17 protein-coding genes are annotated in these 18,912 nt (G+C 71.8%); 10 read left to right on the top strand and 7 right to left on the bottom strand.

Annotation, left to right across the window (positions count from 1 at the left end; genetic code table 11):
* Positions 1-6 precede the first annotated feature (6 nt).
* The 3 genes from ACVCAG_RS26645 to ACVCAG_RS26655 form a co-directional block, all read right to left on the bottom strand.
* Positions 7-801 carry a TIGR00730 family Rossman fold protein gene (locus tag ACVCAG_RS26645; RefSeq protein WP_440085539.1) on the bottom strand — a complete coding sequence of 265 codons (795 nt, stop codon included), beginning with the start codon at positions 799-801 and terminating at the stop codon, positions 7-9.
* Between the two features lie 235 nt (positions 802-1,036).
* On the bottom strand, positions 1,037-2,098 hold the full coding sequence (gene dapE / locus ACVCAG_RS26650; protein WP_440085540.1) for a succinyl-diaminopimelate desuccinylase: 1,062 nt from the start codon (positions 2,096-2,098) through the stop codon (positions 1,037-1,039).
* A gap of 126 nt (positions 2,099-2,224) precedes the next feature.
* Positions 2,225-3,079 (bottom strand): 2,3,4,5-tetrahydropyridine-2,6-dicarboxylate N-succinyltransferase, encoded by an 855-nt coding sequence (locus ACVCAG_RS26655; RefSeq protein WP_440085541.1) that lies wholly within the window; start codon positions 3,077-3,079, stop codon positions 2,225-2,227.
* Between the two features lie 69 nt (positions 3,080-3,148).
* Between ACVCAG_RS26655 and ACVCAG_RS26660 the strand changes: the two genes are divergently transcribed.
* Complete coding sequence (locus tag ACVCAG_RS26660; protein ID WP_440085542.1) at positions 3,149-3,973, top strand: hypothetical protein; 825 nt, start codon at positions 3,149-3,151, stop codon at positions 3,971-3,973.
* Here ACVCAG_RS26660 and ACVCAG_RS26665 read toward each other — a convergent pair.
* From ACVCAG_RS26665 to fdxA, 3 genes are all read right to left on the bottom strand, one after another.
* On the bottom strand, positions 3,970-4,653 hold the full coding sequence (locus ACVCAG_RS26665) for a DUF4178 domain-containing protein (RefSeq protein WP_440085543.1): 684 nt from the start codon (positions 4,651-4,653) through the stop codon (positions 3,970-3,972). The genes ACVCAG_RS26660 and ACVCAG_RS26665 overlap by 4 nt on opposite strands.
* A gap of 11 nt (positions 4,654-4,664) precedes the next feature.
* On the bottom strand, positions 4,665-5,744 hold the full coding sequence (dapC, locus tag ACVCAG_RS26670) for a succinyldiaminopimelate transaminase (RefSeq protein ID WP_440085544.1): 1,080 nt from the start codon (positions 5,742-5,744) through the stop codon (positions 4,665-4,667).
* Positions 5,745-5,890: 146 nt separating this feature from the next.
* Positions 5,891-6,217: a ferredoxin gene (gene fdxA / locus ACVCAG_RS26675; RefSeq protein WP_344902423.1), complete on the bottom strand. Its 327-nt coding sequence runs from the start codon at positions 6,215-6,217 to the stop codon at positions 5,891-5,893.
* A gap of 109 nt (positions 6,218-6,326) precedes the next feature.
* Here fdxA and ACVCAG_RS26680 point away from each other — a divergent pair, with 109 nt between their 5' ends.
* From ACVCAG_RS26680 to ACVCAG_RS26720, 9 genes are all read left to right on the top strand, one after another.
* On the top strand, positions 6,327-6,602 hold the full coding sequence (locus tag ACVCAG_RS26680; protein ID WP_440085545.1) for a putative acetyltransferase: 276 nt from the start codon (positions 6,327-6,329) through the stop codon (positions 6,600-6,602).
* A gap of 210 nt (positions 6,603-6,812) precedes the next feature.
* Positions 6,813-7,874, top strand: a complete 1,062-nt coding sequence (locus ACVCAG_RS26685; protein ID WP_440085546.1) for an ABC transporter substrate-binding protein — start codon at positions 6,813-6,815, stop codon at positions 7,872-7,874.
* Between the two features lie 126 nt (positions 7,875-8,000).
* On the top strand, positions 8,001-8,753 hold the full coding sequence (locus ACVCAG_RS26690; protein ID WP_440085547.1) for a methyltransferase domain-containing protein: 753 nt from the start codon (positions 8,001-8,003) through the stop codon (positions 8,751-8,753).
* Between the two features lie 111 nt (positions 8,754-8,864).
* Positions 8,865-11,210, top strand: coding sequence for a hypothetical protein (locus ACVCAG_RS26695; RefSeq protein WP_440085548.1), 2,346 nt, complete (start codon positions 8,865-8,867; stop codon positions 11,208-11,210).
* A 3-nt stretch (positions 11,211-11,213) separates the two neighbouring features.
* On the top strand, positions 11,214-13,271 hold the full coding sequence (locus ACVCAG_RS26700) for a UvrD-helicase domain-containing protein (protein WP_440085549.1): 2,058 nt from the start codon (positions 11,214-11,216) through the stop codon (positions 13,269-13,271).
* A gap of 49 nt (positions 13,272-13,320) precedes the next feature.
* Positions 13,321-15,162, top strand: a complete 1,842-nt coding sequence (locus ACVCAG_RS26705; RefSeq protein ID WP_447190483.1) for a sigma factor-like helix-turn-helix DNA-binding protein — start codon at positions 13,321-13,323, stop codon at positions 15,160-15,162.
* A gap of 95 nt (positions 15,163-15,257) precedes the next feature.
* Entirely contained in the window at positions 15,258-16,646 is a 1,389-nt protein-coding gene (gene cysS, locus ACVCAG_RS26710) for a cysteine--tRNA ligase (RefSeq protein ID WP_440085551.1), read from the top strand.
* A gap of 73 nt (positions 16,647-16,719) precedes the next feature.
* Positions 16,720-17,196 carry a GNAT family N-acetyltransferase gene (locus tag ACVCAG_RS26715; RefSeq protein ID WP_440085552.1) on the top strand — a complete coding sequence of 159 codons (477 nt, stop codon included), beginning with the start codon at positions 16,720-16,722 and terminating at the stop codon, positions 17,194-17,196.
* A 122-nt stretch (positions 17,197-17,318) separates the two neighbouring features.
* Complete coding sequence (locus ACVCAG_RS26720; RefSeq protein WP_440085553.1) at positions 17,319-18,236, top strand: aldose 1-epimerase family protein; 918 nt, start codon at positions 17,319-17,321, stop codon at positions 18,234-18,236.
* 186 nt (positions 18,237-18,422) lie between these two features.
* On the opposite strand, the gene rraA is transcribed toward ACVCAG_RS26720, so the two are convergent.
* The gene (gene rraA / locus ACVCAG_RS26725; protein ID WP_440085554.1) at positions 18,423-18,902 is read right to left on the bottom strand and encodes a ribonuclease E activity regulator RraA; all 480 of its coding nucleotides are present in this window, start codon (positions 18,900-18,902) and stop codon (positions 18,423-18,425) included.
* Between the last annotated feature and the right edge of the window lie 10 nt (positions 18,903-18,912).

Consider the following 18,912-nt stretch of genomic DNA (forward strand, 5'->3'; position numbering starts at 1 on the left):
CCGACCTTATTCGGCGTCGCCGACCGTGGTCATGGCCGCCTTCCGCTCGTCCTCCAGCCGCCCGCCCCTGTTGTTGTCGGCCTCGACGATGATCCGGACCGCCTCGTCCACGTCGTCGGTGACGTGAATGAGATCGACATCCGCCGGAGAGATCTTTCCCGTCCCCATGAGGGTGTTCTTGATCCAGTCGAGCAGGCCGCCCCAGAACTCCGTTCCCATGAGCACCACCGGGAAGGAGGTGACCTTCTGGGTCTGGACCAGGGTGAGCGCCTCGAAAAGCTCGTCCATGGTGCCGAAACCGCCGGGCAGCGTGACGAATCCGCAGGAGTACTTCACGAACATGGTCTTTCGGACGAAGAAGTAGCGGAACTCGATGCCGAGGTCGACGTACTCGTTCATGCTCTGCTCGAAGGGCAGCTCGATGCCCAGGCCCACCGAGACGCCTTCCGCCTCCACGGCCCCCTTGTTGGCGGCCTCCATGCAGCCGGGGCCGCCACCGGTGATCACGGCGTAGCCCGCCTCGGACAGCTTCCGGCCGAGCTGGACCCCCATCTCGTACTCGGGGCTGTCCACGGGGGTGCGCGCGGACCCGAAGACGGTCACCGCCTGGGGCAGCTCGGCGAGCTGGCCGAAGCCCTCGACGAACTCGGCCTGGATGCGCAGCACCCGCCACGGATCCATGTGCAGCCAGTCGGCCGGCCCCCTCCGATCGAGGAGTCGCTGGTCGTGGGTGGAGTCGGAGACGAGATCGCCGCGAACCACCGCGGCTCCCTGACGACGTTCCGGACGTGTTTTCTTCATGCGGGTCACCGTAGCGCCGTCCCAGAAAAATCTTGAAAAATCTCCATGAAAACATGGAACCGGACTTTGAACAGGGTGCGTCTAACTGCACGAGGGTGCTGCTCGGGACTGAAAGTGGCTTTCCCCGCCAAATGGCCGGCGAGGAAAGCCACTTTCATTTGTACCGGCCCCTCCCGGGTCCCGCACACCGGGGATCTCGCGAACGGCGCACCGGCCCCGAGGGCCCCGGCCTCCCTCAGGACAGCCAGCCGAGCATTCCGCGCTCGCAGTCGGCGATCTTCCTCAACGAGACGAACTCGTCCTTCTGGTGCGCCAGATTCGGATCTCCGGGACCGTAGTTGACCGCGGGCACGCCCAGGCCGGAGAAGAGCGAGACGTCGGTCCAGCCGAGCTTGGCGCGCGGCGTGCCGCCGACGGCCTCGACGAAGGCCGCCGCCACCGGATGGGTCAGGCCGGGCCGCGCCGCGGCGGCGGCGTCGGTGAAGCGGACCTCGTACCCCTCGAACACCTCGCTCACGTGGGCGCGTGCCTCGTCCAGCGACAGGTCGGGGGCGAAGCGGTAGTTCACGGTCACCACGCACTCGTCGGGGATCACGTTGCCCGCGACGCCGCCGCCGATGCCCACCGCGTTCAGGCCCTCGTGGTACTCCAGCCCGTCCACGACGGGAAGCCTGGCCCGGTAGGCGTTCAGGATCGCGAGCACCGGCTGGGCCGCGTGGATGGCGTTGACCCCGAGCCAGGACCTGGCGCTGTGCGACCGCTTGCCCCGGGTGACGATCTGGGCCCTGAGCGTGCCCTGGCAACCGCCCTCGATCACGCCGTCGGTGGGCTCCATGAGCACCGCGAAGTCACCCGCGAGCCAGTCCGGGTGCCTGCGGCTGAGCCGGAGCAGACCGTTGCGCTCGGCCTCGATCTCCTCGCAGTCGTAGAAGACGTAGGTCACGTCCCTGCTGGGCTCGGGAAGGCCTGCCGCCAGTTTCAGGGCGACCGCGACGCCGGCCTTCATGTCCGAGGTGCCGCAGCCGTACAACCGGTCGCCCTCGACCCGGCTGGGCAGGTTGCCGACGACGGGGACGGTGTCGAGGTGTCCGGCGATCACCACCCGCTCGCCGCGGCCCAGGTGGGTGCGGGCCACGATCGACTCCCCGTCGCGCTCGACGGTCAGGTGCCGGAGCGGCCGCAGCGCCTCCTCCACGGCGTCGGCCAGGGCCTTCTCGCCGCCGCTGACCGACTCGACGTCCACGATCCCGGCGGTGAGCTCCCCGACATCCTGTGTGAGGTCCAGACGCGTACTCATGCCCGCGACCCTAGTACTCGTACGGGAATGTGCTCGTACGGGATCCGGCCGAGTCGGGCTCCGCGAGAAGCCTTCCGCGCCCCGGCGGGATCCGGCCCGCCCCGGCCCCGCTCGCGCGGGAGGCGGTCACCCGTGCAGGAGGCGGTCGAGTTCGGCCCTGCCGGGCCGGTGGCCCTCCTCCAGACGTTCGAGCACCAGGACGCAGCGCAGGCCGAAGCCGCCGCCGGGAAACTCGCGCCACCGGGTGCCTCCGGTCGCCACGCACCAGTCGGGGACGCGCCCGCGGCCCAGTTCCTCACCCGTCCGCACGTCGACGACCGGGGTCGAGCCCGACAGGACCGTCCCGGCGCCGACCACGGCGCCCCGGCCCACGCGGGCCCCGTCGACGATCACGGCCCCGCCGCCGATCAGCGCGCCGTCCTCGACGACCACGGGCACCGTCCCCGGCGGCTCCCCGGTGGCGCGGGGGTCCTCCGCGCCGTCCTGGCCACCGGTCTCACCGACACCGGCTCCCCCGGACAGGCGGACGTTCCTGCCGATCTGGGCGCCCGCGCCGATCGAGACCCACGTGCCGACCGTGCTGCCCTCGTCCACGTGGGCGCCGATGTCGACGAACGAGGGCATCAGCACGACGCCCGGCGCCAGGTAGGAGCCCCAGCGGGCGATCGCCCCCGGCACGACGCGCACCCCCTCGACGGAGGTCTTCAGCGGGACGCGGTCGTGGTGGTGGAAGTCGCCCACCTGGGACCTGGCCATGCCGAGCACCCGGAACGCGAGCATGACGGCCCGCCGGGCGCGCTCGTCCACGACCACCTCGCCGGTGCGGGAGACCTCGGCCACCCTGGCCTTGCCGCTGTCGAGCATGTCCACCGCGCTCACCACGACGGCACGGGCCTCGGCGTCGGCGGGACTCAGCTCGGCCCTGCGCCACCACAGCTCGTCGACGGCCGCGGGCAACGGGCTGGCATCGCTCTGGGTCATGGCCCGGAGCCTATGTTCGCGGGGTTCTATCAGACCGCGCAATCGCTGGGGGCCTGTAGGTTCTTGACCGTGCGACGGCGCTTCTCAAAAGGGGTCATCGCGATCATCGTGATCGTGACCGTGCTCGCGGTGGCCATCACCGTGGGTCTCTTCACCTTGCTCAGGCGGGTGACACCGCTCGTCGACCTCGGCGAGGGATGCAAGATCACGACACCGGAGGGCTCGCTGGAGCTGGATCTCGAACAGGCCAAGGTGGCGGCGGTCATCGCGGCCGTGGCGGCCCGCAGGAAACTGCCCGAGCGGGCCGTGGTGATCGCCTACGCCACCGCCATGCAGGAGTCCAAGCTGGAGAACCTGACGGGCGGCGACCGCGACTCGGTCGGCGTGTTCCAGCAGCGCCCCTCCCAGGGCTGGGGCAGGCCCGAGCAGCTCGTCGATCCCGTCTACGCCTCGGGGAAGTTCTTCGCCGCGCTGGTGAAGGTGAAGGGTTACCGGAGGATGCCGCTACACGAGGCGGCCCAGGAGGTGCAGCGCTCGGCCGACGGGTCGGCGTACGCCCAGCACGAGGACGACGGGAAGATCCTCGCCGCGGGGTTCACCGGGCGCGTGCCCAAGGCCGTGCACTGCTGGTTCCCCGCCCCGGCGGGCAAGACCCCTCTCCCCGACGAGCGGGGGGCCGAGCGCGGGCTCGCCAGGGCCCTGGGACCGGGGGACGCCTTCGAGGCCCCCTCGCGCAGGCGCGGCTGGCTGGTGGCCGCCTGGTCGATCGCGCACGCCAAGACGTTCGGGCTGTCCAGGATCCGCTACGACGGCCAGTCGTGGGTCTCCGCGAAGGGCCACGACGGCTGGAAGGCCGAGCCGGGATCCTCCGCCAGGAAGGTCCGGCTCTCCTAGCCGCCCTGCCCGCCCTGCTTCTTCTCGATCCTGATCGTGCCGGGGGCGAGGGGCTGGGCGTGGGAGGAGCTCCAGCGCTTGCCCTGGAGGCGTTCGAAGCTGAGCAGACGGCCGTCGGCGGCCCGGTAGTCGGCGAAGTCGAGCAGGCCCCGCTCGGGCATCGAGGTGACGCCCTCCCCGCGGAAGGCCGCGGTGCCCCGGTCGACGGGGAAGAAGTCGACCCCCTCGACACTCAGCGTGGCCTTGGCGGGGATCATGCCCTCGGTGGGCACCGGCGTCCACAGCAGCACCTCCAGGTGCGGCGGTTCACCGCCCAGGCCGTCGCGCATCTGGATCGACAGCCACTGGTAGCGCCGGGTGCCGTCGTCGAGGAGGTACTCGGTCCACTGGCTGCCCTGCCATGACAGGTACAGGGCGCCGAGGACGCGGCTGCGCACCCCCTGACAGTCGATCGTGTCACCGACCTTGATCGTGCGAGGGTCGGGGTAGTCGATGCCGACACGGCCCATGGACGGTTGGGCCTGCGGCTGCGCGGCCTCAACCGAGAGGAGGGGGGTCTCGCCGGAACGCTCGGAATCGCCGGCCTTCCTGTCCTGGCGCGTCGTCGCGAAGAACGCGCCGAGCAGCAGGACGAGCGTGGCCACACTCAATCCGAGTATCACGGCGACCTCGGTGGTCATGCCGCGCGATCCTACTGGAGGCGGCGCACCGCCGCACTGATGCGTTCGTCACCGGCCGTCACGGCGATCCTGATGTGCCGGTCGCCCGCGGTGCCGTAGAAGTCGCCGGGCGCGACGAGGATTCCCCTGCCGGCCAGCGCGCGGACCTGGTCCCAGCAGCCCGCCCCGTTGGACGCCCACAGGTACAGGCCCGCGGTGGAGTGCTCGATCTTCCAGCCGGCCGCCTCCAGGGCGGGACGCAGCGCCGCGCGGCGGGCGGCGTAGCGGGCCCGCTGCTCCTCGGCGTGCTCGTCGTCGTCCAGCGCCACGGCCATCGCCGCCTGGACCGGCGCGGGCATGATCATCCCCGCGTGCTTGCGTATCTCCAGCAGCCGCTTGACCAGCGCGGGGTCGCCCGCGACGAACCCGGCCCGGTAACCGGCCAGGTTGGAGCGCTTGGACAGCGAGTGCACCGCGAGCAGGCCCTCGTGCGAGCCGCCGCAGACGTCCGGGTGCAGGATCGAGACCGGCCGCTCCTCCCAGCCCAGCTCGATGTAGCACTCGTCGGAGGCCACGACCGCGCCGTGCTCGCGCGCCCACGAGACGACCTTGCGCAGGTGCTCGGCGGGCAGGACCCTGCCGGTCGGGTTGGACGGGGAGTTCACCCAGACCAGCGGCACCCGCTCGGGCCCGAGCGTGAGCAGCCCGTCGGTGGCGTACGGCTCGGCGCCCGCGAGGCGCGCCCCCACGTCGTAGGTGGGGTAGGCCAGCTCGGGGAGGACCACCCGCTGCCCCGGACCGGCGCCGAGCAGCGTCGGCAGCCAGGCCACGAACTCCTTGGAACCGATCAGCGGCAGCACGTTCGCCTGGTCGAGGATCACGCCGTGCCTGCGTCGCAGCCATCCGGCGGCGGCCGAGCGAAGGCGCTCGGTGCCGTACGTCAGCGGGTATCCGGGGCTGTCCGAGGCGTCCGCGAGGGCCTGCCGCACGACGGCGGGCACCGGGTCGACGGGAGTGCCCACCGACAGGTCGACGATCCCGTCGGCGTGCGACGCCGCGAGCTCCTTCAGCGGCGTGAGCCGGTCCCACGGGAAGTCCGGCAGACCGTTCATCGGAACCTCGCCGGGACGCTCGTGGCCTCTGACGGGTCGGGAATGGCGTTCATGGTGATCAGCCGTCGTCCTTCGCTGGGGCGGGTCTGCCGAAGGCGGGACCGGAGGCGGGCGGCCGTCATGGCCGCCCCCCTCCGGCACCGCTTCTAGTGGCTCTCGGCCTGCGGAGGCAGGGCCGCGACGACCGGGTGGTCCTTCTCGATCTTGCCGACCTTGGAGGCGCCGCCGGGCGACCCCAGGTCCTCGAAGAAGTCCACGTTCGCCTTGTAGAAGTCCTTCCACTGCTCGGGCAGGTCGTCCTCGTAGAAGATGGCCTCCACCGGACAGACGGGTTCGCACGCGCCGCAGTCAACGCATTCGTCGGGGTGGATGTAGAGCATCCGCTCACCCTCGTAGATGCAATCGACGGGGCACTCCTCGATGCACGCCTTGTCCAGGACGTCCACGCAAGGCTGCGCGATGACGTAGGTCACCTCGGGCTCCTTCTTCTTTACGCACCTAGGCACGACTTCGACCGCGAGTTGCTACGCCCTAGTATTGCCGTGCCTGCCATGTGTCTGAAACGGGAGGGGGCAAAAGCCGATGGCCCTTGGTTTCAGCGCTCACCTGAACATCACCATAACCCCTTCCGACGTGGGCAAAAGAGTCACCACTCGGAGACGGGTTCCTGAAGGGTTCCGCGACGCGGTGGGTGAGCTGGAGTTCTGGCGCGACGGCGTGCTCGGCGTCCGCAGGCGAAACGGCGTCCTGGTGGAAATCGACGAGGAGACGCTCGCCGCGGCGAAGGTCGTCCCGGAATCTCCGCGGACCCCGCGCCCGCGCGTGAACGGCCCGGAGTCCCCGCACCCACCCGCGTGAACGGAGCGGCTCACCCGTCCGACCTCGGGCACCGGATATCGGGCACCGGCTCTCGGACATCGGCGGAGTCCCCCGCGGCGTCCCCGCGGCGCGTGCGGACGACGGCCGGACCCCGCCGGGTAAGCCACTCGCCAAGACACGTGTAAGCCGTTAGCCAATAAGGGCCGCGCCTGCTCGACCAGACGAATGACAGCGGAGAGTATTCCGTTCGTGACCGTACGTACCAGCGCCGCAGCCGCCGTGATCCTCACGGCCACGATCGCCGGATGTGGCGCCCCGGCTCCTCAGAACGTCCAATTCCCGCCTCTCAACGCGCAGGCCGCCTCCCTGAAGGAGGGCTTCTCGACAATGGAGCGCCTCGTCGAGGCGGCCAGGAAGGAGGGGGCTCTCACGGTGATCGCGCTGCCGCGCGGCTGGGTGAACTACGGCGAGATCATCGACACCTTCTCCGAGGAGTACGGGATCAGGGTCAACCAGCTGGAGCCGGACGCCAGCAGCGCGAGGGAGATCGCGGCCGCGGCCACGCTCAAGCCGGACGTGTTCGACCTGAGCATGGACGTCGCCGCGGCCAAGTCCGCCCTCTTCGCCCCGTACAGGGTCCAGGGCTGGCAGGACATCCCCGACCGCCTGAAGGACCACAGGGGCCTCTGGTACGCCGGGTACGGCGGCTACATGTCCATCGGCTACGACCCGAACAAGGTCGCGGCCCCCGCGTCCTTCTCCGACCTGCTCAAACCGGGACACAGCGTCGCGCTGCCCGGCGACCCCCGAGAGGTGTCCGCGGCCTTCAACGGGGTGATGGCCGCCTCCCTGCGGGGCGGCGAGGCGAGGGCCGAGCGGGGCGTGGAGTTCTTCCACCGCCTCAAGGGCGAGGGCAATCTCGCGGCCACGCCCAAGGCGGCCTCGGTGCTCGTCGACTGGGACTACCACAACGCCGAGCGGGCCGCCGTCGACAAGGCATGGAAGGTCGCGATTCCCGGTGACGCCGTGCTCGGCTCGTACTACGTCCAGGCCATCAACAAGAAGGCCCCGCACCCGGCCGCGGCCCGGCTCTGGCAGGAGTTCCTGTTCTCCGACAAGGGTCAGAACCTGTTCCTGAAGGGCTATGCCCGCCCGGCCAGGATGGAGGCCCTGCAGATGCGCGGCACCCTTGACCGTGAGCTGGCCGCGAAACTGCCCGCGACCAGTGCGAAGCCCGTGATCCTCTCCATCCCGGAGATCGACAGGGCCAGGGCCTACCTTCAGCGCGAATGGGTCAAGAAGGTGAGATGAACCTGAGGCTGCCGAGACTGATATGTCGTGACTTCCCAGAGGCTCTAAAGTGTCTGGAGAGGCCGACAGAGGCCTCGTGTCTCAGAATGTGAGCTGATCGTCTTGCGATACGACACCCCGAGCTCGATGAGGTGGAGCGCTCGCGCCTATGACAGCAGCTTTGGGTACGTTTCAGCGCACGGCGCCCCCCTGGTCGAGCTTCTCGACCCGCAACCGGGGGAGCGCATCGTGGATCTCGGCTGCGGCACCGGGATGCTGACGGCCGAGATCACCTCCCGGGGCGCCCGCGTCCTGGGGATCGACGGCTCGCAGGCGATGATCGAGAAGGCCCTGGCCCAGTATCCGGGGCTGGACTTCATCGTCGGCGACGGCCGCGACTTCACGGTGGCCCAGCCGTACGACGCGGTCTTCTCCAACGCCGCCCTGCACTGGATGGGCCGGGAGCCGGACGCGGTGATCACCAGTGTCCGCGAGGCCCTCGCCCCGGGCGGGCGGTTCGTGGCCGAGATGGGCGGCGCGGGCAACTGCGCCGCGCTGACGGCGGCGCTGTCCACCGCCTGGCGGGAGTACGGGCTGCGCGAGCCCGACCTGCCGTGGTACTTCCCCACCCCCGCCGAGTACGCCACAAGGCTGGAGAAGGGCGGCTTCACCGTCCGCCTGCTGGAATACTTCGACCGGCCGACCCCGCTCGACGAGTGCCCCGGCGGGGCGGCCGACTGGGTCCGGATGTTCGCGGGTTCGCTGCTCAAGGAGGTGCCCGCGGAGATGGTCGACCCGCTGCTCCGCCGGGTGAACGAGCTGGCGGCCCCCGCCCTCCGGCGGGAGAGCGGTTGGATGGCCGACTACGTGCGACTGAGGTTTGCGGCCGTACGCCGCTGAACCGACCCAATGTGCCGCGGCGATTTGCCAGACTATGGTCTGTTCCATGAGTCTCGTTCCCCGGCCACATGGAGTGACTCGGGCGGCTTGAGGGGCTGGTGAAGGGAACGGATGAACTTCTGTCTGAGTGACCTCGTGCCGCCGCTGCGCTGGAGCGACGCGGCCACGATCCCACTTCTGCGCGAACAGCCCGACCTACCGGACGCTTGGTGGCGGAGCCTGCCGATGGCCCGCGTGCTCGCCGTGCTGGGCCCGGAGAGGCTGGCCGACATCCTCGCCTCGGTCGCCCTGAACCACTGGCCGGCCGCCGCCGTGGGTGACGTGCTCCCCGCTCTGCACGTCCTGGACCCGGACGACGCGGACGAGCCCTACACGGCCATCGCCCTCGACCGGGCCGGGTCCTGGCCGGGCCTTCTCGCACTGACCGGCCACGACCTGCGCGACCAGCCGTTCATCCAGCCGGTACCACTGCTGCACGCCCTCTTCACGGCGGTCTTCACGCGCCTGGCGGCCCCCACCCACGCGGTCCCGGTCCCGGCGGCGCCCACCGCCGGAGCCGCCCGGACGCCCGTCTCCCCGCGTGAGTCCTCCGAGTCCTCCCCCGAGCCGGTGGCCTCCCCCACGCCCGCCGCCGGGGACCTCCCGGATCAGGACGCTCCGCCCGTCGCGGCGGCCCCCCGCCCCGGGAACGCGCCGGAGCCGGAGTCCCTCGCCGAGCCCGTGGCCCTGCCGAAGCGCAAGCCCCCCCGGGAGCGCGACGCCCTGCCGGTGCCCGAGGCCCGTCGCACGGTGGATCCGGACGCCGGCCCCCAGGAGGCCCCCGGGTCGCTCTTCCAGCCCGCCTCGGCGAGGAGGAATCAGCCGTCGAGCACCTCCGCGGGGGAAGAGCGGTTCGCGTCCGCCCCCGAGGACGTGAGGGCCGCCGAGGCCGGGTTCGCCGCAGAGGGCGGACCCGCGGAGACGGAGGCCGTCTCCGCGGCCGGCCCCGCCGGAGCCGTCGCCGGGACCGCGGAAGCGGAGGACGTCTCCGAGGCCGAGCCCGTCGCCGGGCCCGCGGCCGAATCCGGGGACGGCCGCGAGGACGACCCCGGACCCGCCGACGCCCCCGAGGCGGAGGACGTCCCCGAGCCGGTCGTGGAGACCCACGAGGACCACGAGCACGCGGAAGACCAAGAGCACGCCGAGGGCCGCGAGGACGCGGAAGACCTCGAGGACGACGGAGCCGCGCGGCCGCCGGTGCTGCCCGCGCCGAAGAGCCTGCACGCGCTGGTGGACGGCGTCTTCGCCAACGTGGAGGACAAGCGCTGGGCGGTGGCGCAGAACAGGCTGTTCAGCGACGCCCCGGCGACCGTGGAGGCGCTGGCCAAGCTCTTCGCGGTGTCCCCGGAGGTCATCGGCGACATCGAGGCCGACCTGCGCCGGGAGCTCGACGAGTGGACCGCCTCCGACGAGGCCGCCCCGTACCGGGAGCACCTGGAGGAGGTGAAGGGGATCCTCGGCAAGGCCGCGCCCAGGGAGCGGCTGATCAACGCGGCCCCCTGGCACACCCAGGAGCTGCACTCCCTCGACGTACCGGCCTGGCAGTTCGTGCTGGCCACCCTCCCCGGCTACCACCTGGTCGACGAGTGGCTGGTGGAGGGCGACATCACCGAGCTGCGCCACCGCACCCGCGACATGATCAGTGGCGCCAAGCCGCCGCTCACCATCAACAAGGCCCTCGACATGGTCTCCTCGCTGGGCATCCACCCCGAGGTGTCCAAGGAGTGGCTGGAGAACGTCCCGCAGCTCCGGATCCTCGGCGCGGGCGAGCGGCCTCCCCAGCGCTCGAACGGCGCCCCGGCCCTGACCGCGGAGAAGCCCGGCGACCTGAGCGGCGGGGCCGGCGGGATCGGCGGGGCGAACGGCGGGAACCCCGGGCAGGAGCCGAGGAAGGCGCCGTTCCGCCCGCTGAAGGACGTCTCGCTGACCAGGCGCTGCTTCCGGCAGCCGGACGGCCGCTGGTGGCTGAGGATCGACGTCACCCGGGAACACCTCGGCGGCGCCGAGTGCCCGCTGCCCAGCGGGTTCGCCGCCTACCTCGGGATGTCGCCCGGTGACGGCCGTACGGTCAGCAGCGCGGTCGGGGAACTGATTCTCAGCTGGCAGGACAGGCCCGTGCTGGAGTCGCTCATGACGCTCCTGGAGGACGTGGGCGCCAAGGAGGGCAGCCACCTGTTCCTCACCCTGTCGGACGAGGGCGTGCTGCGGGCCAGGCACCTGCCGGCCGCGGGCGAGGAGGTGGAGGCGACGGCGCGGGCACTGCGGCTCGTCGGCTACACCGCGACGGGCGGCACCCCCGAGCAGGCCGGGCGGGTGATCGCCACCCGGGTCGGCATGACGGGACCCGTGGCCACCCCCGAACTCCTCACCCGCCTGCGAGAACGCGGGGACCGCGATCTCCTGTCACTGTTGGCCTGACCCATGCCCCGCCTCGCCATCTCCCCGGACTTCCCCGTCGAACTCGGCGCCCTGGCCCAGCCGGTGCGCCGGGACGTCGTGGTCTCGGCGCGCAGGTTCCTGCAGAACGTGGCGGGCGCTCCGCACCCCGAGCGGGTCAGGGGGGCGAGGGACCCCCGGGTGGCGACCCTGAGGCTGGCCGACCGGCACCGGGGCGTCGTGGTCAAGCAGCGGGACGTCTACTGGCTGCTGACCGTGCTGCCGGACGCGGAGGCGTGGGCGTACGCGCAGCGCTACCGGTTCGGCGTCAACACGGCGCTGGGCGTGGTCGAGATGTGGGACGCCGAGGCGCTGGACCGGGTGCGGCCCGCGGTGCGCAGGGCGGCCGAGGCGTCCGCGACGCGGCTGTTCTCCGACTTCTGCGACAGCGACCTGGCCGAGCTGGGGGTCGACGGCCGGTTCCTGCCGCTGGTCAGGCAGATCACCGACCAGCTCACCCTGGAGGCGCTCGAACCGCTGCTGCCCCCGACGCAGTACGAGCCGCTGGCGGCGCTCGCCAGGGGCGAGTCGATGGCCGGGGCCTGGCGGGAGCTGGAGAACTGCCGCGCCGTCGCCGCGGACCCCGAGCCGATCAATCCCGAGGACTTCGGTGCCGCGCTCCTGCGCAGCCCGGACCGCGCCGTCTTCACCGACGACGCGCGCGAGCTGAACCGCGTGCTCGACGCGCCGGGCTGGTGCGTGTTCCTGCACCCGCCGCAGCACCGGCTGGCGTACTGGGAGTCCTACCAGCAGCCGACGCTGGTCACCGGCGGCGCGGGCACCGGCAAGACGCTCGTCGCCCTGCACAGGGCGGCCTACCTGGCCGGGCGCGCAAGCGGGCAGATCCTGCTCGTCACCTTCTCCCAGGGGCTGAGCGCCGAGCTCGCGGCCAGGCTCGACCAGCTGATCGAGGACGAGGTGATCCGCAAGCGGATCGAGGTCGGCAACGTGGACCGGCTGGCCCACCGCATCGTCGCCGAGGCCGAGGGCCGCCCGCCCGCCCTGGTCGGCGCCGCCGAGCTGACCGCGCTCTGGGAGGAGACCGAGACCGGTCACAGCCCGGCGTTCCTGCTGCGCGAGTGGGAGCAGGTCGTCCTGGCACAGAACCTGCGGACCCTGGACGAGTACCTGGACGCCCCCCGCCCGGGCCGCAGCGTCGAGCTGGTGGCCGGGGAGCGCGCCTCCGTGTGGAAGGCCGTCGAGCATGTCACCGGGCAGCTGCGCGAGCGCGGCAAGCGGACCCTGCTGCAGCTGGCCTCCGAGGCGTCGACGCTGCTCGGCCAGACGACCGGGGACCTGCTGGAGGAGACGGAGCCGGCGCGGGAGCCGTACCGGCACATCGTGGTGGACGAGGCCCAGGACCTGCACCCGGCGCAGTGGCGGCTGCTGCGGGCGGCGGTGCCGCACGCCCGCGACGACATGTTCATCGTGGGCGACCCCCACCAGCGCATCTTCGACACGCGGGTGACGCTCGGCGCCGTCGGGATCGACGCGATCCAGCAGCGCCTGCGGGTGTCGTACCGGCTTCCCAGGGAGATCCTGTCCTGGGGGGTCCGGTTGCGCGGGGGCGGTCCCGCCGACGGGCTCGTCAATGGTGTGCAGGAGCTTTACGGCTTCAGGGGCACCCGGCACGGGCTCCGGCCGATGGTCCGCGCTTACGATTCACCGCAGGATGAGCTGACGGGTCTGGTGGCACAGGTGGGACAGTGGGTGAATGAGGGTGTGACGCCCGAGGAGATAGCGGTGGCCGCCAGGACCGCCGGCCTCGTGCGTGACGCACGGGCCGCTCTGCGTGATCTGGGGGTACGGGTGACGACACTGCACGCCATGAAGGGGCTGGAGTTCCGGCGGGTCGCGGTGATCGGCGTGACCGACGGGATCGTGCCCGACCCCGACTCCCTGACCCCGGTCGGCGAGGATCCCGCCGCCAGGGCACACGATCTCCAGCGGGAACGCGGCCTGCTCTACGTGGCCTGCACCCGGGCGAGGGAACTCCTCTACGTTTCTCATTACGGGCGGGCCAGTCCCTTCCTTCCTACCTGACCACATAGTCTGAACTGCGGATATATTCCCCTTTGCCGGTTGGACCTCAATGAACCTCAGCCTGAGCGACATCGCGCCACCCTTGCGCTGGACCTCTCCCGGCCAGGTAGCGCCGATCGCGACCGACCCCCGCCTCCCCGAGGCGTGGTGGCAGGCGCTTCCGCTCGACACCGCCTGCTCGACCATCGGGACGTCCGAGGTCGCCGGTCGCCTGACCGACCTCGCCCTGGCGTGCTGGGGTCACCTGATGCTCGGTGACGTCCTCCCCCTGCTCAGGTTCGCCGACCCCGCCGCGAGCGTCCGCACGCCCGAAGGGCTCGGCCGCGAGGTGGTGCACAAGCTGTTCACCGGGGTGCTCGAGCGACTGCTCGAACCGGTCACCGAGGAGAGCGTCGCCAGGATCCGCCCCTCCCGGCCCGACCGGCCGCTGCCCGAGCTGATCGACGAGGTCTTCGCCACGCTGGACGAGCGGCAGCGGGCCATCGCCAGGGACCGGCTGTACGCCTCCCAGCGGGCCACGCTCGACGACCTCGCCCAGCGGTTCTCGGTCACCAGGGAGCGCATCCGGCAGATCGAGCGCGACCTGCGCGACCACGTCGAGGCCTGGCTCGCCAAGGACGACGCGGCGCCGCTGATCGCCCACGTGTCGTGGCTGCGGGGCCGGCTGGGCTCCGCCGTGCCCGCCGACGACCTGGCCGCCGCCGTGCCGTGGCACCGCACCGAGCTGGCCACGCTGGGCATCCCCTCCTGGCGGTTCGTACGGACCCTGCTGACCGGCTACGAGCAGGTGGACGGCTGGCTGGTCGCCGGGGGGGCGGACGAGCTCAGGGAGAAGACCCGGCAGCTGTTCACCGACGGGCCGCGCCCGCTGGACGAGGCCGTGACAATGGCCAGCCAGCTCGGCATCCGCGAGGACGTGGCCGAGCGCTGGCTCATCGCGGTGCCCCAGCTGCGGGTGCTGGAGAACCACGTGGTCCCGTGGCCGCGCAGCGTCAACGACAAGGCCGAGGCCGTGCTGGCGGTGGCGGGCGGCCCGCTGACGCCCGAGGAGATCCAGGAACGCATCGGCGAGGACTACAGCCTCGTCGGCATCCGCAACCAGCTCACCGCCGACGACCGCTTCCTGCGGGTCGACCGGAACAAGTACGGGCTGTCGCGCTGGGGCGGCGAGCAGTATCTGGGCATCCGGGAGATGATCGTCGGGGAGATCGAGCGGTCCAACGGCGAGGCGTCGGTCAACACGATCGTCACCAACCTCACCGGGCGCTACGACGTGAGCGAGAGCTCGGTCCGCGCGTACGCGGGCGGGCCCGGCTTCGAGCGCACGCAGCGCGGTTGGATCAGGGTGGCCGGGGCCGAGCAGGCCGACTACCAGCCGCGGCGGGACGTCTCGGAGACCCGGCGCTGCTTCCGCAGCCGCGACGGGCGCTGGTGGCACCGGGTGGACGTCAACGCCGAGCACCTGCGCGGCTCGGGTTCCCCGCTGCCGACCGGCTTCGCCGCGCACCTGGGCATGGCCCCCGGCGGCCAGCTGACCGCCTCCACCCCGTCGGGGGACGTGGTGATCAGCTGGCACAACCAGCCGACCATGGGGTCCATCCGCCCCGTCCTGATCGCCGCCAACGCCTCCGAGGGCGACCACGTCTTCCTCACGGTCTCCGACGGCGGCGAGCTGCTCACCCGCTACCTGCCCGCGGCCTCGCCGGCCCTGCCCGCGCTGAACCGGGCGCTGCACCTGATCGGCTACACGGCGCCGGTGGCGTCGGAGGCCGAGGGCATCCGCCTGATCGGCGCCCGCATCGGCCTGCCGGAGGGCTGCACCCGCGAGGAGGTGATCGCCCGCCTGCGCGACCGGGGCGACCGCGAGATCCTCGCCTTCCTCGAGGGCTGAGTGTCACGTCCCGGGCCCGGACACGACCGGGCCCGGGTGGCGCCCGTGTGGGCTCCTGCACCGTGGGCTCGGACACGATTGCGTAGGCTCGACCCATGCTGAGCCTGTATGACACGCGGAATCGCCGGGTTGAGCGGATCGTTCCCGAGGGGACCCGCTCCCTGCGGATGTACACCTGCGGCCCGACCGTCTACCGGTCGGCCCACGTGGGCAACCTCCGGGCCTACCTGCTGTCGGACCTGATCAGGCGGGTCAGCGAGCGGCAGCGGGTCCGGGTGGTGGCCTGCCGCAACATCACCGACGTCGGGCACCTGGTGGACGACACCGCGATCGACCCCTCGGGCGAGGACAAGGTGCTCGCCCAGGCCAGGGCCGAGGGGCGGAGCGTCCTGGAGGTCGCGCGGTTCCACGAGGACGCCTTCGTGGCGGACACGACCGCGCTGAACATCCGCCCGCCCGAGCACTCGCCCCGGGCGAGCGAGACGATCGACCTGATGGTCGAGATGATCGCCAAGCTGATCGAGAAGGGGAACGCGTACGCGGTGCCCGACGGCTCGGTCTTCTTCGACGCCGCCTCCTTCCCGACGTACGGGGAGATCTCCGGCAACCGGCTCGACCGGCTGAGGCCGGGCCACCGGATCGAGGCCGTCGACCCGCGCAAGCGGTTCCACGCCGACTGGGCGCTGTGGAAGCCCTCGGACCAGGGGCTGACCTGGGAGACCCCGTGGGGCCGCGGCTTCCCCGGCTGGCACATCGAGTGCTCGGCCATGTCGCTGCGGTTCCTCGGCGAACACATCGACCTGCACACCGGCGGGATCGACCTGCGCTTCCCGCACCACGAGGACGAGCGCGCCCAGTCCGACGCCACCGCCGGGCACGAGGTGGTGCGCCACTGGGTGCACGGCGAGCACCTGCTCTTCGACGGGCGCAAGATGTCGAAGTCCACCGGCAACGTGGTCCTGCTCAAGGACGTGGCGGACGCGGGCCTCGACCCGCTGGCCGTGCGGCTGGCGCTGCTGGAGCACCGCTACCGCCAGCAGATGAACCTCACCTGGGACACCCTGCGGGCCGCCGACAAGACCCTGCGGCGCTGGCGCGGCCAGGTGGCCGAGTGGTCGGAGTCGCCGAGCGGCCCGATGCCCGCCGACCGGGTCTCCCGGATCGAGGCCGCCTTCGACGACGACCTCGACACCCCGCTGGCGCTGCGGCTCCTGCGCGAGCTGGAGCGCGACGACTCGATCTCCCCCGGTTCCCGCTTCGAGGCGTTCCTGCACCTCGACCAGGTCCTCGCCCTGGACCTCTCCCTCGACATCGGCAGGACGGTCAGGCCGAGAAGCCTGCCCGAGGGCGCCGCCGAGCTGCTGGAGCGGCGCTCGCGGGCCCGCGACGCCAGGGACTGGGCCGCCTCCGACCGCCTCCGCGACGAGCTGGCCACCCTCGGAGTGAAGGTCACCGACACCCCGGAGGGCCAGACCTGGGCCTGACGGCCGCCCCGCCGGGAGGGACGAAAGCAGCAGATCACTCGTAATGTCGGTCGCGACCGATAGCGTCCTGATCATGAGTGAGATCGTCGTCGCCGTACGACCCGGCACGATCGCGGATGTGGACGGGATCGTCGCCTGCAGTTCCGCGCTGTTCGCCGAGGACGCCGGAACCCGTGACCCCGCCCTGAACGTGAACTGGCCCCAGGAGCACGGGCGGGCCCGTTTCGTGGACGCGCTGGACGATCCGGACCGCCTGGTGATGGTCGCCGAGGACGGCGGCCGGATCGTCGGCCACCTGACCGGGGCCCTGTCCGGGCCCACCGCGATGCGGCCGGTCACCGTGGCGACGCTCGGCAGCATGTACGTCGAGCCGTCCTACCGTGGCCGGAAGATCGGGACCAGGCTGGTGGAGGAGTTCAGGCAGTGGGCCCGCCACCACGGCGCCCGGTACGCCGGGGTGACCGCCTACGCGAGCAACGAGGCGGCCGTCCGCTTCTACCGGACCAACGGCTTCGCCGCGCGGTCCACGGTCCTGGAGACGGTGCTGTAGGGCCGGCGGGAACGTGCCAGGTCCGGGAGGCCCGTGGCGCGGGCGGGTGACGCGCGGGGCCGAGGGCGGGTAGGGGGCCGGTGTGGACGGGAAGCGCCGGGCGTTAGGTGTTGAATTGCCGGATGACAACTATCGCGCCCACCGGGGCCCAGCACACCATCGCGGCCGGCGGTTTCCAGGCCGTCATCACCGAGCTCGGGGCAGGACTCAGAAGCCTCACCCTGGACGGCAGGCCGCTCGTCGTCGACTTCCCCGAAGACCAGCCCCCGCTCGGCGGGGCGGGGCTGCCGCTGCTGCCCTGGCCGAACAGGGTCGAGGACGGCCGCTACACCTTCGACGGCGAGGACCGGCAGCTCGCGCTGAGCGAGCCCAAGACAGGCAACGCGATCCACGGCTTCTCCCGCTCGTTCCCCTGGCGGGTCCTGTCCCATGACGACGCCTCGATCCGGCTGGGGCTGCGGCTGTTCCCGCAGCTCGGCTACCCGCACGTCCTCGACCTCTCCATCCGGTACGCCCTGGGCGCCGCCGGTCTGGAGGTCGAGGTGAGCGCGGAGAACGTCGGCGCCGGCGACGCGCCGTACGGCTTCGGAGCCCACCCCTACCTGTCCCTCGGCGCCCTCTGCGCCCTCGACGACGCCGTGCTCGGGCTCCCCGCCGAGCAGTGGATCGCGGTGAACGACCGGAAGATCCCCACCGGCCGCCACGACGTCAAGGGCACCGAGTACGACTTCAGGACCGCCCGCCCGATCGGCGGGACGGAGCTCGACACCGCGTTCACCGGCCTGGAGCGCGGCGCCGACGGGCGGGTGCGGGTCACGCTGGCCGGCCCGGACGGGACCGGGGTCGAGCTGTGGGCGGGCGAGGGCGTCGAGTGGCTCCAGCTCTACACCGGTGACACCCTGCCGGAGGGCCACCGCCGCCAGGGGCTGGCGGTGGAGCCGATGACCTGCCCGCCGAACGCCTTCCGCACCGGTGAGGACGTCATCCGGCTGGCCCCCGGCGACCGCGCCGTGCACCACTGGGGAATCGGCCCGATCTGACGTCTGACGCCCGGCCGTCGGACCGGGCCCCGCCGGAGCGGCCCGCCGAAGGCGCGGGAACTCTTTCGGGAACGAGAAAAGGCCCCTGGTCAGGAGGGGCCCCTCAACGTCGCGGAAAGACCCTCGGGAAAGTTCCGAGGAAGGCCCCTTGTCAGGGAGGGGCCCACCAACGTCGTGGAAAGACCCTCAGGAAAGTTCGGTGGGGCTGACGAGGATGCCGTCCTCGTCGCTGTAGAGCCAGGCGCCGGGGGTGAAGACGACCTCCCCGAAGGTGACCGGCACGTCGAGCTCGCCGGCGCCCTCCTTGGCGCTCTTGGCCGGGTTCGAGCCGAGGGCCTTGATCCCCAGGTCCAGTCCGGCGAGGGCGGCCGTGTCGCGGACGGCGCCGTTGACGACGACGCCGGACCAGCCGTGCGAGACGGCGGAGGCGGCGATGACGTCGCCCATCAGGGCGGTGCGCAGGGATCCCGCGCCGTCCACGACCAGCACGCGGCCCTCGCCCGGGGTGGCCAGGACCCGCTTGACGAGGGCGTTGTCCTCCAGGCAGCGGACGGTCGCGATCGGCCCGGCGAACCGGGGACTCGGGCCGTAGGAGCGGAACTGGGTCGGGCAGCTCGCGACCGCCGAGCCGTGGGCGTCGACCAGGTCGGCCGTGGAAAGTCTCATGCGTGCATCT

This window comes from Streptosporangium sp. G12, from assembly GCF_052983175.1.

Bases quoted from the DNA above. Each gene is read 5' to 3' on its own strand.
- ACVCAG_RS26645 (WP_440085539.1), bottom strand. From the start codon at position 801: ATGAAGAAAACACGTCCGGAACGTCGTCAGGGAGCCGCGGTGGTTCGC.
- dapE (WP_440085540.1), bottom strand. From the start codon at position 2,098: ATGAGTACGCGTCTGGACCTCACACAGGATGTCGGGGAGCTCACCGCC.
- ACVCAG_RS26655 (WP_440085541.1), bottom strand. From the start codon at position 3,079: ATGACCCAGAGCGATGCCAGCCCGTTGCCCGCGGCCGTCGACGAGCTG.
- ACVCAG_RS26665 (WP_440085543.1), bottom strand. From the start codon at position 4,653: ATGACCACCGAGGTCGCCGTGATACTCGGATTGAGTGTGGCCACGCTC.
- dapC (WP_440085544.1), bottom strand. From the start codon at position 5,744: ATGAACGGTCTGCCGGACTTCCCGTGGGACCGGCTCACGCCGCTGAAG.
- ACVCAG_RS26680 (WP_440085545.1), top strand. From the start codon at position 6,327: ATGGCCCTTGGTTTCAGCGCTCACCTGAACATCACCATAACCCCTTCC.
- ACVCAG_RS26690 (WP_440085547.1), top strand. From the start codon at position 8,001: ATGAGGTGGAGCGCTCGCGCCTATGACAGCAGCTTTGGGTACGTTTCA.
- ACVCAG_RS26695 (WP_440085548.1), top strand. From the start codon at position 8,865: ATGAACTTCTGTCTGAGTGACCTCGTGCCGCCGCTGCGCTGGAGCGAC.
- ACVCAG_RS26700 (WP_440085549.1), top strand. From the start codon at position 11,214: ATGCCCCGCCTCGCCATCTCCCCGGACTTCCCCGTCGAACTCGGCGCC.
- ACVCAG_RS26705 (WP_447190483.1), top strand. From the start codon at position 13,321: ATGAACCTCAGCCTGAGCGACATCGCGCCACCCTTGCGCTGGACCTCT.
- cysS (WP_440085551.1), top strand. From the start codon at position 15,258: ATGCTGAGCCTGTATGACACGCGGAATCGCCGGGTTGAGCGGATCGTT.
- ACVCAG_RS26715 (WP_440085552.1), top strand. From the start codon at position 16,720: ATGAGTGAGATCGTCGTCGCCGTACGACCCGGCACGATCGCGGATGTG.
- ACVCAG_RS26720 (WP_440085553.1), top strand. From the start codon at position 17,319: ATGACAACTATCGCGCCCACCGGGGCCCAGCACACCATCGCGGCCGGC.
- rraA (WP_440085554.1), bottom strand. From the start codon at position 18,902: ATGAGACTTTCCACGGCCGACCTGGTCGACGCCCACGGCTCGGCGGTC.